This is a genomic window from Mesorhizobium sp. 131-2-1 (assembly GCF_016756535.1).
Lineage (GTDB): Bacteria > Pseudomonadota > Alphaproteobacteria > Rhizobiales > Rhizobiaceae > Mesorhizobium.
The window spans coordinates 4157103-4173486 of record NZ_AP023247.1 but is presented as its reverse complement, the minus strand read 5'-3'; the positions used below and the strand labels follow the sequence as shown (position 1 = coordinate 4173486).

At 66.3% G+C, this 16384-nt stretch carries 7 protein-coding genes; 6 read left to right on the top strand and 1 reads right to left on the bottom strand.

The features are described 5' to 3' along the window. Window positions 1–10 precede the first annotated feature (10 nt). On the bottom strand, window positions 11–1366 hold the full coding sequence (locus JG743_RS20200) for a formimidoylglutamate deiminase (protein WP_202292526.1): 1356 nt from the start codon (window positions 1364–1366) through the stop codon (window positions 11–13). A 97-nt stretch (window positions 1367–1463) separates the two neighbouring features. Here JG743_RS20200 and hutI point away from each other — a divergent pair, with 97 nt between their 5' ends. The 6 genes from hutI to JG743_RS20170 all read left to right on the top strand — a co-directional run bounded on the left by hutI (window position 1464) and on the right by JG743_RS20170 (window position 16205). Then, entirely contained in the window at window positions 1464–2699 is a 1236-nt protein-coding gene (gene hutI, locus JG743_RS20195; RefSeq protein ID WP_202292525.1) for an imidazolonepropionase, read from the top strand. Then, window positions 2696–4237, top strand: a complete 1542-nt coding sequence (gene hutH / locus JG743_RS20190) for a histidine ammonia-lyase (RefSeq protein ID WP_202292524.1) — start codon at window positions 2696–2698, stop codon at window positions 4235–4237. Before hutI ends, hutH begins: the two co-directional genes overlap by 4 nt. Next, window positions 4234–5049, top strand: coding sequence for an N-formylglutamate deformylase (gene hutG, locus JG743_RS20185; protein ID WP_202292523.1), 816 nt, complete (start codon window positions 4234–4236; stop codon window positions 5047–5049). Before hutH ends, hutG begins: the two co-directional genes overlap by 4 nt. Before the next feature lie 28 nt (window positions 5050–5077). Then, the gene (gene hutU, locus JG743_RS20180; RefSeq protein WP_202302763.1) at window positions 5078–6748 is read left to right on the top strand and encodes a urocanate hydratase; all 1671 of its coding nucleotides are present in this window, start codon (window positions 5078–5080) and stop codon (window positions 6746–6748) included. A 4-nt stretch (window positions 6749–6752) separates the two neighbouring features. Next, window positions 6753–7340 carry a HutD/Ves family protein gene (locus JG743_RS20175; protein WP_202292522.1) on the top strand — a complete coding sequence of 196 codons (588 nt, stop codon included), beginning with the start codon at window positions 6753–6755 and terminating at the stop codon, window positions 7338–7340. A gap of 270 nt (window positions 7341–7610) precedes the next feature. Continuing rightward, the gene (locus JG743_RS20170) at window positions 7611–16205 is read left to right on the top strand and encodes a GH36-type glycosyl hydrolase domain-containing protein (RefSeq protein ID WP_202292521.1); all 8595 of its coding nucleotides are present in this window, start codon (window positions 7611–7613) and stop codon (window positions 16203–16205) included. The last annotated feature ends 179 nt before the right edge of the window (window positions 16206–16384 follow it).

Below are 16384 nucleotides of genomic sequence, written 5' to 3'. Positions count from 1 at the left end.
CTGACCCGCCTCAGCCCGCGGAAAGCGCGGTTATCACCTTGCGGAACCGATCGGCAATCGCCTCGCGCCTGGCATGCCTGCCGCCGCTGACCTGCTTCCTGCCGTGCACCCAGACGCAATCGATGCTGGTGCCGTTGGCGAAGATCCAGGCATCGAGGATCGCGTCGCCTGTCTTGCCGGCGAGCGTGGGATGGTTCGGATCGAGCGACACGAAATCGGCCGAGGCGCCGGCGACGATCCCTGCCGGACCGGCGCCGAGCGCGGCGCTGCCGCCATCGCGCGCCGCATCGAACAAGGCCCGACCGGTCGAGCCGCCAGCCACCGCCAGTACGTTGCGGGCGCGGTGCACCAGGCGCTGCGAATATTCGAGCTGCCGAAGCTCGTCCGGCAGGCCGATGAGCACATTGGAATCGGAGCCGATGCCGAAGCGGCCGCCATGTTCGACGAACAGCGGTGCCGCGAAGGTGCCGTCGCCGAGATTGGCTTCGGTGATGGGGCAGAGCCCGGCGATTGCGCCGCTCTTGGCCATACCTATCGTCTCGGTCTCGGTCATGTGCGTGGCATGGATCAGGCACCAGCGCCGGTCCACCTTGGCATGGTCGAGCAGCAATTCGACCGGCCGAGCGCCCGACCAGGCGACGCAGTCCTCCACTTCCTTCACCTGCTCGGCGATATGGATGTGGATCGGGCCATCAGGCGCCATCGCGGTCACCGCGTCGAGCTCCTCCGGCGTTGCGGCGCGCAGGCTGTGCGGGGCGACGCCAACGATCGCCTGATCGAGCCTGCGAACGCTTTCGCGGCTTTTCTCAAGTAAGCGTCCGAACCGCTCGACATCATTGATGAATCGCCGTTGGCCTTCATTGGGTGCGGCGCCGCCGAATGACGAATGGGCATAGAAGACGGGCAGCAGCGTCAGGCCTATACCGGTGCCGGCGGCCGCCGCCGTGATGCGCTCCGCCATCTCGGCGATGTTGGCGTACGGTTTTCCATCGCGGTCGTGGTGGAGGTAGTGGAACTCGCCGACGCGGGAGAAACCGGCCTCCAGCATCTCGACATAGAGCTGCGCCGCCACTGTCTCGACCTGGTCGGGCGTCATCGACAGCGCGAAGCGGTACATCACCTCGCGCCAGCTCCAGAAACTGTCGGCCGAAGGGCCGCGCAGTTCGGCGAGCCCCGCCATGCCGCGCTGGAAGGCGTGGCTGTGCAGATTGGGCATGCCGGGAAGAAGGATGGCATGGCGCTCGTCGCCGGCCTGCGGCAAGGCGCCCGGCTCGACCGCCGTGACGTGGCCGCCGGCCAGCGTGACCCTGACATTGTCGTTCCAGCCGTCCGGCAGAAGTGCCTGTTCCGCGAAGATCGCCGTCACGTTTTTTCTCCGAATCCCGTTTTCCGATGACAATAGCGCTTGCAGTGCGTTTCAATATGTATATACATAATCGTCATCCAATCAAACGGAAAAGATGATGGCGGCACAAATCAAAAGCCGGGCAGGGAGCCTTCACCTTTGGCGCAACGCGCGCCTGGCAACCATGGCCGAAGGCGCGCCGGGATTGGGCCTCGTCGAAAACGGCGCGATCGTCGCCCGCGACGGCCTGATCGCCTATGCCGGACCGGAGGCCGACATGCCGGCGGCGCTCGTTCAGGGTGCTGACATCACCGACTGTGAAGGCCGCTGGATCACGCCCGGCCTGGTCGACTGCCACACCCATCTCGTCTACGCCGGCAACCGCGCCAACGAGTTCGAGATGCGGCTGGCCGGCGCCACCTATGAAGAGGTGGCCAGGGCCGGCGGCGGCATCGTTTCCTCGGTGAAGTCGCTGCGTTCCGCCAGCGAGGATCAATTGGTTGCCCAGACGCTGCCGCGCCTCGATGCGCTGATGGCCGAGGGCGTCACCACCATCGAAGTGAAATCTGGTTACGGCCTCGACGTCGACAACGAGAAGAAGTCGCTGCGTGCCGCGCGCCGCCTGGGCGGCGAACGCCCGGTGACGGTTCGCACCACATGCCTCGCCGCCCATGCGCTGCCGCCCGAGGCCAAGGGCGATAAGGACGCTTTCATCGACCTCGTCGCGAACGAGATCGTGCCCGCCGTGGCCGCGGAAGGCCTGGCCGACGCGATCGACGGTTTCTGCGAGGGCATCGCCTTTTCTCCGGAGCAGATGGCGCGCGTCTTCGACAAGGCCAAGGCCCTCGGCCTGCCGGTAAAACTCCACGCCGACCAGCTCTCCAACCTGCACGGCGCCGAGCTGGCCGCGCGCTACGGCGCGCTGTCGGCCGACCATCTCGAATACACCGACGAGGCGGGCGCGGCGGCAATGGCCAGGGCCGGAACCGTGGCGACGATCCTGCCCGGCGCCTATTACTTCATCCGCGAGACTAGGAAGCCGCCGGTCGAGCTGTTCCGCCGGCATGGCGTGAAGATGGCGGTCGCCACCGACAGCAATCCCGGCACCTCGCCGCTCACGTCCTTGCTGCTCACCATGAACATGGCCGCGACCCTGTTCGGCCTGACTGTCGAGGAATGCCTTGCCGGCGTCACCCGTGAGGCCGCGCGTGCGCTTGGACTGCTGGACAATACCGGCACGCTGGAGGCGGGAAAGGCCGCCGACCTTGCCATCTGGGACATCGAGCGCCCGGCCGAACTCGTCTACCGCATGGGTTTCAACCCGCTGCACGCCCGCATCTGGAGAGGACAATGACCGAACTCATTCTGAAACCCGGAAGCGCTACGCTTGCCGACTGGCGCGCCATCTATCGTGGCGCCGTGCCGAAGCTGGATGCCGCCTGCAAGCCGAAGATCAAGGCCAGCGCCGAGGCGGTCGAGCGTATCGTCGCCAAGGGCGAGCCGGTCTATGGCATCAACACCGGCTTTGGCAAGCTGGCCAGCGTGCGCATCCCCGCTGCCGATCTCGAAACCTTGCAGCGCAACATCGTGCTGTCGCATGCCGCCGGCGTCGGCGAGCCGATGCCGGTCGCTGTCACCCGGCTGATGATGGCGTTGAAGCTCGCCAGCCTCGCGCAGGGCGCCTCCGGCGTGCGGCCGCAGACCATCGAGTTGCTGGAGGCAATGCTTGCCAACGACGTCATTCCGGTTGTGCCGGCGCAAGGCTCGGTCGGCGCATCTGGCGACCTCGCGCCGCTGTCGCACATGACGGCCGTCATGATCGGCGTCGGCGAATGCTTTACTCCGCACGGCCGCTTCCCGGCTAAGGTTGCCTTCGTCTCGCACGGGCTGGAGCCGGTGACATTGGGTGCCAAGGAAGGCTTGGCGCTGCTAAACGGCACCCAGTTCTCGACGGCATTCGCGCTCGCCGGCCTGTTCGAGGCCGAAGTGCTCTTTCAATCGGCGCTTGTCGCCGGCGCGCTCTCGACCGACGCCGCCAAGGGCTCGGACGCGCCGTTCGACCCGCGCATCCATCTGCTCAGGAAGCATCGCGGCCAGATCGAGACGGCGGATGCGCTGCGCAACCTGATGGCCGGCAGCGCCATTCGTGAATCGCACCGCGTCGGCGACGAGCGCGTGCAGGACCCGTACTGCCTGCGCTGCCAGCCACAGGTGATGGGCGCTTCGCTCGACGTGCTGCGAAAGGCGGCCGATACGCTCGAGACCGAAGCCAATGGCGTCACCGACAACCCCCTGATCTTCGCCGAGGATGATACCGCGCTTTCGGGCGGCAATTTCCACGCCGAACCGGTGGCCTTCGCCGCCGACATGATCGCGCTTGCCGTCTGCGAGATCGGCTCGCTGTCGGAACGCCGCATCGCCATGCTTGTCGATCCGGCGCTGTCCGGCATGCCCGCCTTCCTGACGCCGAAGCCGGGCCTGAATTCCGGCTTCATGATCCCGCAGGTGACGGCAGCCGCACTCGTTTCGGAGAACAAGCAGAAGGCCTATCCGGCGAGCGTCGATTCGATCCCGACCTCGGCCAACCAGGAAGATCACGTCTCGATGGCCGCGCACGGCGCCCGCCGACTGCTCGGCATGATCGAGAACGCCACGGCGGTCATCGGCATCGAATTGCTGGCCGCGGCGCAAGGCTGCGATTTCCATCAACCGCTTGCGTCGAGCCAAGCGCTCGAGGCCGTGCGCAAGCTGGTCCGGGCCGAGGTGCCGCATCTCGACAATGACCGCCATTTCCATCCCGACATGGAAAAGGCCATCGCCATGGTGCGCAGCGGCGCCGCAGTGAAGGCAGCCAGCGCGATCGCGCTGCCCTGGATTGCGGGAGCGGCATGATGGCTGACTGGCTCACCGTCACCCGGGGCACGGCACCGCTACTGGTCTCCATCCCGCACACCGGCATCGATCTCGCGGGGCTGGAGAGCCGGCTGGTCTCCCCTTGGCTCGGCCGCCGCGACTGCGACTGGTGGATCGACAAGCTCTATGATTTCGCGGCAGATCTCGGCGCCACAGTCGTCCACACCGCAATCTCGCGCACCGTCATCGACGTCAATCGCGACCCTTCGGGCGTCTCGCTCTATCCCGGCCAGGCGACGACCGGACTCTGCCCGACCGAGACTTTCGATGGCGACCCGCTCTATCGTATGGGCGGTGAGCCGACACCCTCGGAAATCGACGAACGCCGCGAGACCTACTTCAAGCCCTATCATGCGGCACTGCAGGCCGAGATCGACCGGCTGCGCGGGATGCATGAAAGAGTCGTCCTCTACGACTGCCACTCGATCCGCTCGGTGCTACCGCGCCTGTTCGGTGGCACGCTGCCGGTGTTCAACCTCGGCACCAATGACGGCAAGAGCGCCGCTCCGGCGCTCCAGGCCAAGATCGCCGAGATCATGGCTGGTACCGGTCAGACCTGGGTCGTCAACGGCCGCTTCAAGGGCGGCTGGATCACGCGCCATTTCGGCCAGCCGCAGAACGGCGTCCATGCGCTGCAGATGGAGCTTTCCAACCGCGGCTACATGCGCGAACCCGAAGGAAGGGGCGCGCCGGACAACTGGCCGGTGCCCTACGACGCCGAATACGCCGCGCCGATCCGCGCCACGCTGAAGACCATCCTCGAAACCGCCATTGACTGGGCCGGGCGCTGACGCGCCGCCTTACTCGAAAGGGACAATGATGACCAATCCCCGTCACAACATCCGCGAAATCCGCAGCCCGCGCGGCACAGATCTCAACGCCCGCAGTTGGCTGACCGAGGCGCCGCTGCGCATGCTGATGAACAATCTCGACCCCGATGTCGCCGAAAACCCCAACGAGCTGGTCGTCTATGGCGGCATCGGCCGCGCTGCGCGCACCTGGAACGATTTCGACCGCATTGTCGCCTCGCTGAAGGCGCTAGGTGATGACGAGACGCTTCTGGTCCAGTCCGGTAAGCCGGTCGGCGTCTTCCGGACGCACGCCGATGCGCCGCGCGTGCTGATCGCCAACTCCAACATCGTGCCGCATTGGGCGAACTGGGAAAAATTCAACGAGCTCGATAAGAAGGGCCTGATGATGTACGGCCAGATGACGGCCGGCTCCTGGATCTATATCGGCACGCAAGGCATCGTCCAGGGCACCTACGAGACCTTTGTCGAGGCCGGCCGCCAGCACTATGGCGGCAATCTCAAGGGCAAATGGATCCTGACCGCCGGTCTCGGCGGCATGGGCGGCGCGCAGCCGCTGGCGGCCGTCATGGCCGGCGCCTCGTGTCTCGCCATTGAATGCAACCCGGACTCGATCGATTTCCGCTTGCGCACCCGCTATGTCGACGAGAAGGCCGAGACGCTGGACGAGGCGCTGGAGAAGATCGAGCGCTGGACAAAGGCTGGCGAGGCGAAGTCGGTCGGCCTGCTCGGCAATGCGGCCGAGATCGTGCCGGAAATGTTCAGGCGCGGCATCCGCCCCGATATGGTCACCGACCAGACATCGGCGCACGATCCGGTGAACGGCTATCTGCCTAAGGGCTGGACCATGGCCGAGTGGCGCGAGAAGCGCGTCTCGGACCCGAAGGCGGTCGAGAAGGCGGCGCGCGCGTCGATGCGAGAGCATGTCGAGGCGATGGTCGCGTTCTGGAACGCCGGCGTGCCGACGCTCGACTACGGCAACAACATCCGCCAGGTTGCCAAGGAAGAGGGATTCGAGAACGCCTTTGCCTTCCCCGGCTTCGTGCCGGCCTATATCCGTCCGCTGTTCTGCCGCGGCATCGGCCCGTTTCGCTGGGCAGCACTTTCAGGCGATCCGGAGGACATCTACAAGACCGACGCCAAGGTGCGTGAGCTGACCCCCGGCAACACCCATCTGCACAACTGGCTGGACATGGCGCGCGAGCGCATTTCCTTTCAGGGGCTGCCGGCACGCATCTGCTGGGTCGGTCTCGGCGACCGCCACAGGCTGGGTCTCGCCTTCAACGAGATGGTGGCCAGGGGCGAGCTCAAGGCGCCCGTCGTCATCGGCCGCGACCATCTTGATTCAGGTTCGGTCGCCTCGCCAAACCGCGAGACCGAGGCGATGAAGGATGGCTCCGACGCCGTCTCCGACTGGCCGCTTCTCAACGCGCTGCTCAACACCGCGTCGGGCGCCACGTGGGTGTCGCTGCATCATGGCGGCGGCGTCGGCATGGGCTTCTCGCAGCATTCCGGCATGGTCATCGTCGCCGACGGCACGCCGGCGGCCGCCAAGCGCCTGGAACGCGTTCTGTGGAACGATCCGGCGACCGGCGTCATGCGCCATGCCGACGCCGGCTACGACATCGCCATCGAATGCGCGAAAGAGCACCAGCTCAACCTGCCGGGCATCCTGGGCTGAGGCGATGCGCATCCTTCGTGCCGCCGGCTACCGCGTCATGCCGTGGAAGAACGGCGGCGGCACGACGACCGAAGTCGCCGTCTCACCCGACGGTGCCGGGCTCGACGATTTCGACTGGCGCGTCTCCATGGCGCGCATCGAGGCCGGCGGCGCGTTCTCCAGCTTTGCCGGCATCGACCGCACGCTTTGCGTGCTGGAAGGGCAGGGGATCGTGCTCGACATAGCCGGCGGCGCGCCGGCCGAACTGACCGCGGCCTCCGCCCCGTTTTCCTTTCCTGCCGACGTGCCGACCGGGGCCGTATTGATCTCCGGCCCGATCACCGACCTCAACGTCATGACCCGGCGCGGCCGCATGGCGCACACGGTCGAGCGGCTGACGGTCGCGGCGCCGCTGGAAATCGAGGCAGAGGCGGATACCACCCTCGTCCTGCCCCTCGACCGCGAAATCATGCTGGTCGGCGACACGCCGGACCGCCTCGGCCCGCTCGATGCGCTGGTGCTGGATCGAGGCGCCCGCAAACCGCGCCTGGAACCCATTGGAAGCACAATCCTGTTTGTGATCCGCATCGATCGGCCCGGCGGCAACCATTAACGCCTGTTGCCAAACATGATCGCGACGCCGGCGAAATTTGGCGTAAGCTCTTGTCCGCATCACGAAAAAGCCGGAATCCTTGCCTCGATCAGATATGGGACGGGGAGCGTGGGGCGCTCGTCCATTGAGTTGCTGAGAGATGACGCCCTGTCGTGGTGCGGAAAACGAACTTTCGGCCTAAGTTGACATGCAACCAATTGCATTTGAGCAGGTTTTAGGGCCATTGCCGTGGCGGGGACGCCGCACCGTGCCCGCCATACGGAATTATAAATGAACATACAGACGAATCCCGCCAAGATCGAACTCACGAGCGCCAGCTTCCCGGTCATCACCGAAGCGCCGATACGCTCCAATTTCATGCCGGAAGACCGGCTGCGCGAGCTTGGCGCCGGTCTCGCCAAAGGGGACGTCAAGGATCTGTTCGGCCTGGCGCCGTTCGAGTTCCAGGCCCGCATCCGCGACAGCGCCAAGCGGATCCTCGAAGTCTACCGCTCGACCAATGCTGCCCAGGCCAAGGGCGAAACCATCACGCCGGCGGCGCAATGGCTGCTCGACAACAACTACCTGGTCGAGGAGACCATCTTCCAGGTCAAGCGCGACCTGCCGCGCCGCTTCTACCGCCAACTGCCGACTCTGAAGCTGGCGGACGGAACCAGCGTGCCGCGCGCGCTGGCGCTGGCGTGGACCTATGTCGCGCATTCCGACAGCTCGGTCTCGGCCACCATGTTCAAGGGGATCGTCGAGGGATTCCAGTCGGTCGAGCCGCTCAAGATCGGCGAGCTCTGGGCGCTGCCGTCGCTGCTGCGCTTTGTGCTGATCGAGAATCTCCGCCGCATCGCCGTGCGCGTCAACCGCACCAGGCAGATGCGTCAGATCGCCAACGAGGTCGCCGACCGCGTGCTGGCGACCGACGACAATGCCGACCGGCAGAAGATCCTGTCGCACTATGGCAGCCACGCGCAGGACACCACTTTCGCCACCCAGTTGCTCTACCGCTTGCGCGACGGCTCGCAGAATGCCGGCCGGGCGCTGGAGTGGCTGGAGGGCGAGCTGGAGAAGACCGGCTCCGATGCCGAGGAGATCATCATCTCCGAGCATCACACGCTGTCCAGCGGCAATGTCACCACCGGCAACATCATCCGCGGCCTGCGCCTGATAAACGACGTCGACTGGACGGTCTGGTTCGAGGGCGTCAGCCGCATCGACACGCTGCTACGCGAGAAGACCGACTTTGCCGCGCTCGACTTCTTCTCGCGCGACCAGTACCGCACGGCGATCGAGGAACTGGCGCGCCGCTCGGAACTCTCGGAATTCCGCGTCGCCGAAAAGGCGATCGAGCTTGCCGGCCATGTTTTGATCGCCGATGCCTCCGGCGCTGAGGTGCCTGACATCGAAGCGCCCGGTACCGGCACGACGGCGCATACCGATGTCGGCTTCTTCCTCGTCGGCCCGCGCCGGCTGGAGCTGGAAAAGGCGATCGGCTATCGGCCGACCATCAGTGTCACGGTCAAGCGTGCCTTCTCCGCCACCGGCTGGCTGGGCGTCGTCGTGCCGGTCTTCGCGCTGACGGTGCTGTTGCTGGCGCTCGCCGGCAACGCGCTCGACCACCTCGGCCTGTCGCTGCCGTCGATCGTCCTGATGCTGGCGCTGTTCGCCGTGCCGGCCTCGGAAGGCGCGCTCGCCTTCTTCAACACCGTCGTGTCGCTGTTCCTGAAGCCGACGCGGCTCGTCGGCTATGACTACAAGCATGGCGTGCCCGCCGAGGCGCGCACGCTGGTCGTGGTGCCCTCGCTGATCGGCTCGCGCGACGACGTCGAGGAGAACATCCGCAACATCGAGGTGCATCACCTCGCCAATTCGGCGGGTGAAATCCATTTCGCGCTGCTTTCGGATTGGCCGGATTCGAAGACCGAGATCGACGCCGCCGACATCGAGATCCTGCAATATGCCCGCGACGAGATCGCCAGGCTCAACGCCCGCTATCCGACCGAAGGCGCGCCGCTCTTTTATGTCCTGCACCGGCGCCGGCTCTACAACGCCGCGCAGGGCTCCTGGATGGGCTGGGAGCGCAAGCGCGGCAAGCTGCATGAGCTGAACCTTCTGCTGCGCGGCGACAGCGACACCACCTATCTGCCGCTTGACGTGCCGCTGCCGGAAAACGTCGTCCATGTGATGACGCTGGACGCCGACACACGCACCACCCGCGATGCCGTGGCCAGCTTGGCCGGCAAGCTCAGCCACCCTCTCAACCGGCCGCATTTCGATGCCACCAAGCGTGTCGTCACCGCCGGCTACACCATCCTGCAGCCGCGCATCACCGCTTCGCTGACCAGCGGCGACGATGCCTCCTTCTTCCAGCGCGTCTTTTCCGCCAACCGCGGCCTCGACCCCTATGTCTTCGCCGTTTCGGACGTCTACCAGGACGTCTTCGGCGACGGCTCCTTCACTGGTAAGGGCCTGTACCATGTCGACGCCTTCGAGGCGGCGCTCAAGGGCCGCATCGAGGAAAACACCATCCTCAGCCACGACCTGCTCGAAGGCGCGCTGGCGCGCTCGGCGCTCGTCACCGATGTCGAACTGGTCGAGGACTATCCGACCCGCTATTCGGTCGACGCGTCCCGCCATCACCGCTGGGCGCGTGGCGACTGGCAGCTTCTCGGCTTCATCCTCGACCCGCGCTCGGGCGTGCCGGCGCTGTCGCGCTGGAAGATGGTCGACAATCTGCGCCGCTCGCTCACGCCGATCTTCTGGGTGATGGCGGCGATCGCCGGCTGGACCTTGCTGCCGTTCACGCAGGCCGCGCAATGGCAGGCGCTGCTGATCCTCACCTTGTTCATGGCGCCCACCTTCGACATCGTCAACGGTATCCTGCCCAAGAGCGGCGACCAGACGCCGCGCGGCCATTTCTCGGCGCTGGCGCGCGACACCATCTTCGGCACCGCCCTGGTGGCGCTCAAGGTGCTGCTGATGGCGCATCTCGCCTGGATGATGGGCGACGCCATCATCCGTACGCTCTACCGCCTGTTCGTCAGCCGGCAGAACCTGCTCGAATGGCGCACAGCCTCGCAGGCGCACAAGAGCGGCGGCAGCGACCTCGGCGCCTATTACGGCATAATGTATGGCGCGGTGATCATCGGCGTCGTCGGCCTTGCCATCCCCGTGCTGGCCGATTCCACCGGCGCCTTCGTCGCCTTCTTCTTCGCCATCTTCTGGATCGGCTCGCCGGCTGTCGCGTGCTGGATCAGCCGCTCGGCCGAAACCGAGGACCGGCTGCGCATTTCGGCCGCCGACATCCATACGCTGCGCACCATCGCGCGGCGCACCTGGCACTATTTCGAGACCTTCGTGACGGCCGAGCATCACCATCTGCCGCCGGACAATTTCCAGGAAAGCCCGGCGCCGGTGGTGGCGCCGCGCACCTCGCCGACCAATATCGGTGTCTACCTGCTGTCGGTGGTGTCGGCGCGCGACTTCGGCTGGATCAGCCTGTCCGACGCCATCACCCGCATCGACGCGACGATGACGACCATCGAGAGCATGCCGCGCGACCGCGGCCATCTCTACAACTGGTACGACACGACGACGCTGAAGCCGCTCTATCCGCTCTATATCTCGGCGGTCGACAGCGGCAATCTCGCCGGCCATCTGGTTGCGGTCGCCGCGGCTTGCGCCGAATGGGCGGAAGCGCCTTCCGTGCATCTGCAGGGCGACTTCGAGGGCATCCTCGACACGGTGACCATCCTCGACGAGAGCCTCGAGGAACTGCCGGACGACCGCCGGCAGCTGAGGCCGCTGCGCCAGCGGCTGGCCGACCGTCTCGACGGCATGCGCCGCGCCGTGATGACCATCAAGGCGCAGCCTGAGATGGCGTCGATCCGCACCATCAACCTGGCGGTGCTGGCCGGCGAGATCCGCAAGCTCGCCGCCGCCATCCACAGCGAGGCGGCGTCGCCGAAGAGCGACGTCATCGCCGACTGGGCGGCGCGGCTCGAAGCCACCTGCGAGGCGCATGTGCACGACTCGCACAATGACGAGAACGCGGTCGAGGCCTTGCGCGCCAAGCTGCTCGCGCTGCGCGCGCGCACCCGCCGCTACGCCTTCGAGATGGATTTCTCGTTCCTGTTGCGGCAGGAGCGCAAGCTTCTGTCGATCGGCTACCGGGTCGAGGAACACCAGCTCGACGAGAGCTGCTACGACCTGCTCGCCTCTGAAGCGCGGCTCACCAGCCTGTTCGCCATCGCCAAGGGCGACCTGCCGACCGAGCACTGGTTCCGGCTTGGCCGGCCGATCGTCGAGATCGGCTTCCAGGGCGCGCTGATGTCCTGGTCGGGCTCGATGTTCGAGTACCTGATGCCGCCGCTGGTGATGAAGGAGCCGCATGGCTCGATCCTCAACCAGACCAGCAAGCTGATCATCAGGCGCCAGATCCAGTACGCGCGCTCCAAGAACGTGCCCTGGGGCATTTCGGAAGCGGCCTACAACGCCCGCGACCGCGAACTGACCTACCAGTACACCAATTTCGGCGTGCCCGGCCTCGGCCTCAAGCGCGGCCTTGGCCAGAACACCGTGATCGCGCCCTATGCGACGATCCTGGCGGCGCAGTTCAATCCGCGCGAGGCAGTGCACAATCTCGCCCGGCTGAAGGCGATCGGCGCGCTTGGCCGGCACGGCTACTACGACGCCGTCGACTTCACCCCGCAGCGCGTGCCCGAGGGCACCGATCATGCCGTGGTGCTGAACTACATGGCGCACCATTCCGGCATGTCGATCGCAGCCGTCGCCGACGCCATCTTCGAGGGCCGGCTCCGCGACCGCTTCCACAGCGACCCCGTGATCGAGTCGGCCGAGCTCCTGTTGCAGGAGAGGGCGCCGCGCGACATCCCGACCGCCACCGTCAGGACCGAAGCCGACGAGCGCTCCAAGGACGAGACCGAGACCGAGAGCCCGGACACGCGCACCATCCTCGAGCCGGCCAAGGCGCTGCGCGCGACCAACGTGATGTCCAACGGCCGCTATTCGGTCATGGTCACCGCCACCGGTTCCGGCTACAGCCGCTTCGGCGAGCTTGCCGTCACCCGCTGGCAGCCGGACCCGAGCGAGGACCGGCTCGGCTCCTACGTCTTCCTGCGCGACGCCGGCACCGGCGATTGGTGGTCGGCGACCTCAGAGCCGCGGCGCGCCGACCATGAGCGCGTCCAGACCCTGTTCTCCGACGACAAGGCGAGCTTCATCAAATCGGTCGGGTCGCTGCGCTCGGAGGTCGAATGCATCGTCATCTCGGAAGGCAATGGCGAGGGCCGCCGCGTCACGCTCTACAATGACGGCGCCACCGACCGGCACATCGAGGTGACATCGTTCGCCGAGCTGGTGCTGGGCAACGAAGCTTCCGACAATGCCCATCCGGCCTTCTCGAAGATGTTCGTCGAGACCGAGATCGCCTCGAACAACAGCGCGATCTTCGCCGTCAGGCGCAAGCGCGACAAGAACGACCCCGATATCGCCGTGGCGCATTTCGTCACCGATCCGTCGGGGCCGTCGCGCGATGCCGAGGCCGAGACCGACCGGCGTGCCTTCATCGGCCGCGGCCGCACCATCGTCGACGCCGCCGCCTTCGATCCAGGCGCCAAGCTCGGCGGGCATTCCGGCTTCACGCTGGACCCGATCGCCTCGCTGCGCCGTCAGGTGCGCGTGCCCGCCAACAAGAAGATCTCGCTGACCTTCTGGACCATTGTCGGCGCCAACCGCGCCGAACTCGACGAAGCCGTCGCCCGGCTCGACCATCCGGAAAGCTTCGCCCGCCAGGCGATGCTGGCCTGGACTCGAAGCCAGGTGCAGACGCGCCATCTCGGTCTCAGCCTGACGGATGCCGCCAACGTGCAGAAGCTGGCGCGCTACCTGATCTATCCCGATCCGTTCCTGCGCCTGCCGGCGGACTCCATCGCCTCCGGGCTCGGCAAGCAGTCGAGCCTTTGGCCGACCAGCATCTCCGGCGACTTCCCGATATTCCTGGTCCGCATCGGCGACGTCGCCGACCTGGAGATCGTCGCCCAGGCGTTGCGCTTCCAGGAATACATGCGGGCGCGCGGCATGATGATCGACTTCGTCGTCGTCAACGAGCAGGCATCGTCCTATGTGCAGGACCTGCAGCGCGCGGTCGAGACGCTGTGCGAGAACAGCCGCCTGCGCGGCAAGGAGCTCGGTCCGCGCCAGCACATCTTCGCCGTGCGCCGCGACCTCATGGACGAGGCGACCTACAAGACATTGCTGGCTGTCGCCCGCGTCGCGCTGCATACGCGCAACGGCACCATCTTCGACCAGATCGAGCGCGCCGAAGCGGCGGCCCTGCAGGCGCGAGACGCCCTGCAGCAGGCCGGCGGCGTCGCGCCTGGGTCAACCTTGCCGGCCATTGCGCCGCCGGCATTTGCCGCCCCGGCCTCTACCAGTGCCAGCGCCGACGGCAGCGGCTTGAATCTCTGGAATGGCTTTGGCGGCTTCGATGGCGACGGCCGCCACTATGTCACGCGTCTCACCGGCCGGCGAACGACGCCGCAGCCGTGGATCAACGTCATCTCCAACGCCTCGTTCGGCTTCCATGTCTCGGCCGAGGGCGCCGGCTTCACCTGGAGCCGCAACAGCCGCGACTACCAGCTGACGCCTTGGTCGAACGATCCGGTCACCAACCGGCCGGGCGAGGGCATCTACATTTACGACCACGCCAGCGGCAAAGCCTTCTCGCCGATGGCCGCGGTGGTGCGCGACCCCGCCATGACCTACGAGACCTGGCACGGCCAGGGTTTTTCGACCTTCCGCACGAAGCGCGGGCCGCTGTCGATGGACCTGACCCAGGTCGTCGATCCGGCCGATCCGGTGAAGGTCACCCGGCTGCGCATCCAGAATGCAGGCGCAGTGCCGGTGAGGCTGCGCGTCTATGCCTATGCCGAATGGGTGCTGGGCGGCCATCGCTCGCGCACGGCGGCGACCATCGTGCCGTCCATGGATGCCGCGTCAGGCGCGCTGCTGGCGCAGAACCCCTACGGGCTCGACTTCAGCGAGAGGGTGGCGTTCCTCGCCGCCTCGGCCGAGGTCCAGTCGGTGACGACCGACCGCAGCGAGTTCATCGGCCGGCACGGCAGCAGCGAATATCCGCAGGCGGTGCTTGCGGGCGCCGCCCTGTCCGGCCGGGTCGAGGCAGGTGATGATCCCTGCGCGGCGATCGCCAGCGATATCGAAATCCCCGCCGGCGGCGACGTGACGCTGGTCTGGGTGCTCGGCGACGCGGCTTCGCCCGCTGAGGCGAGCGCGCTTGTGCAGGCCCATCGCGGCAAGGATTTCGACCAGCGGCTGGCCGACAACGAACGCGTCTGGCGCGGCTTCCTCGACACCATCCAGGTCGAGACGCCGGACAAGGCGCTGGATGCCATGGTCAACCACTGGCTGCCTTACCAGAGCCTTGCCTGCCGCATCCGCGCCCGTTCCGCCTTCTACCAGGCGAGCGGCGCCTTCGGCTTCCGCGACCAGCTGCAGGACACGCTGGCCTTGCTGGCGCATGATCCGAAGCTGGCGCGCGACCAGATCCTCAACGCGGCGCGCCGGCAGTTCCCGGAGGGCGACGTGCAGCACTGGTGGCTGCCGCGCACCGACGCCGGCGTGCGCACCATGATCTCGGACGACGTCGTCTGGCTCGCCCATGCCACGGCCCGCTACATCGACGTGACCGGCGATGCGGCGATCCTCAAGGAGCAGCTTCCCTTCATCGACGGCCAGCCGCTCGGCGAGGGCGAGCACGATGCCTTCTTCACGCCTGAAATCTCCAAGACCACCGCCTCGCTCTACGATCATTGCGCGCGGGCGCTGGATCTCGCCATCAAGCGCAGCAGCCCTGCCGGCCTGCCGCTGATCCTCGGCGGCGACTGGAACGACGGCATGAACCGCGTCGGCGAGGGCGGCAAGGGCGAGAGCGTGTGGCTTGGCTGGTTCCTCCTGAAGACGCTGGGAGACTTCGCCCCGGTCGCCAAGGCGCAGGGCGACGCCAAGCGGGCGCAGGCCTGGAACAAGCATGCCGACGGGCTGAAGCGGGCGCTGGAGGCCACGGCCTGGGACGGTCAGTGGTATCGGCGCGGCAGCTTCGACGACGGCACGCCGCTCGGCTCGCACGACTCCAAGGAATGCAAGATCGACTCCATTGCCCAGTCGTGGAGCGTGCTTTCGGGCGAGGGCGATCCGGCGCGTTCGACCACCGCCATGCAGCAGGCGACGAAGATGCTGGTCGATGACGAGTTGAAGATCGTCAAGCTGTTCACGCCGCCCTTCTCGAAGACCGAGAAGGACCCAGGCTACATCAAGAGCTACCCGCCCGGCGTGCGCGAGAATGGCGGCCAGTACACCCATGCGGCCACCTGGTTCGTCATCGCACTCGCCGAAATGGGCCGCACCGACGACGCCTATCGCTGCTTCTCGATGCTGAACCCGGTCAACCACGCCTCGGACGAGGCGGCAGCCGAGCACTATAGGGTCGAGCCCTATGTCGTGGCGGCCGACATCTATGCCGGCGAAGGCAAGGGCGGCCGCGGCGGCTGGACCTGGTACACGGGTTCCGCCGGATGGCTCTACCGCGCGGCGGTGGAAGGAATTCTCGGCATTGAGCGGCGCGGCAAGCAGATCACGTTCAGGCCGAAACTGCCCGGCCACTGGGACGGTTACGCGGCAACGCTCAAGATGCTGGGAGCTGAAGTCAAGGTTCGCGTCATCCGCGACAAAAAGACCAAATCCATCTCGCTCGAAGTCAATGGAGCCAAGACAAAATCCGCGTCCTTCGAGCCGAAAGCCGGTGAGACGGCTGAGGTGGTCGTCAAGATACCTGCGTAAAATCAATGGCTTGAAGCCGTTTTCGCGCGCCCTTCGGGGCGCGCGTTGTTTCACCGTCTTTATTTGACGGCGCTCTTGGCCGGCATCGGGGCCGGCCTATTAGCTTCCGCTACGTAAGCTTCCGGTGATTAAAAATGTGGCAGCGCTTGGCCGCTGCCATGATTTTGCCGCAAGCCTGA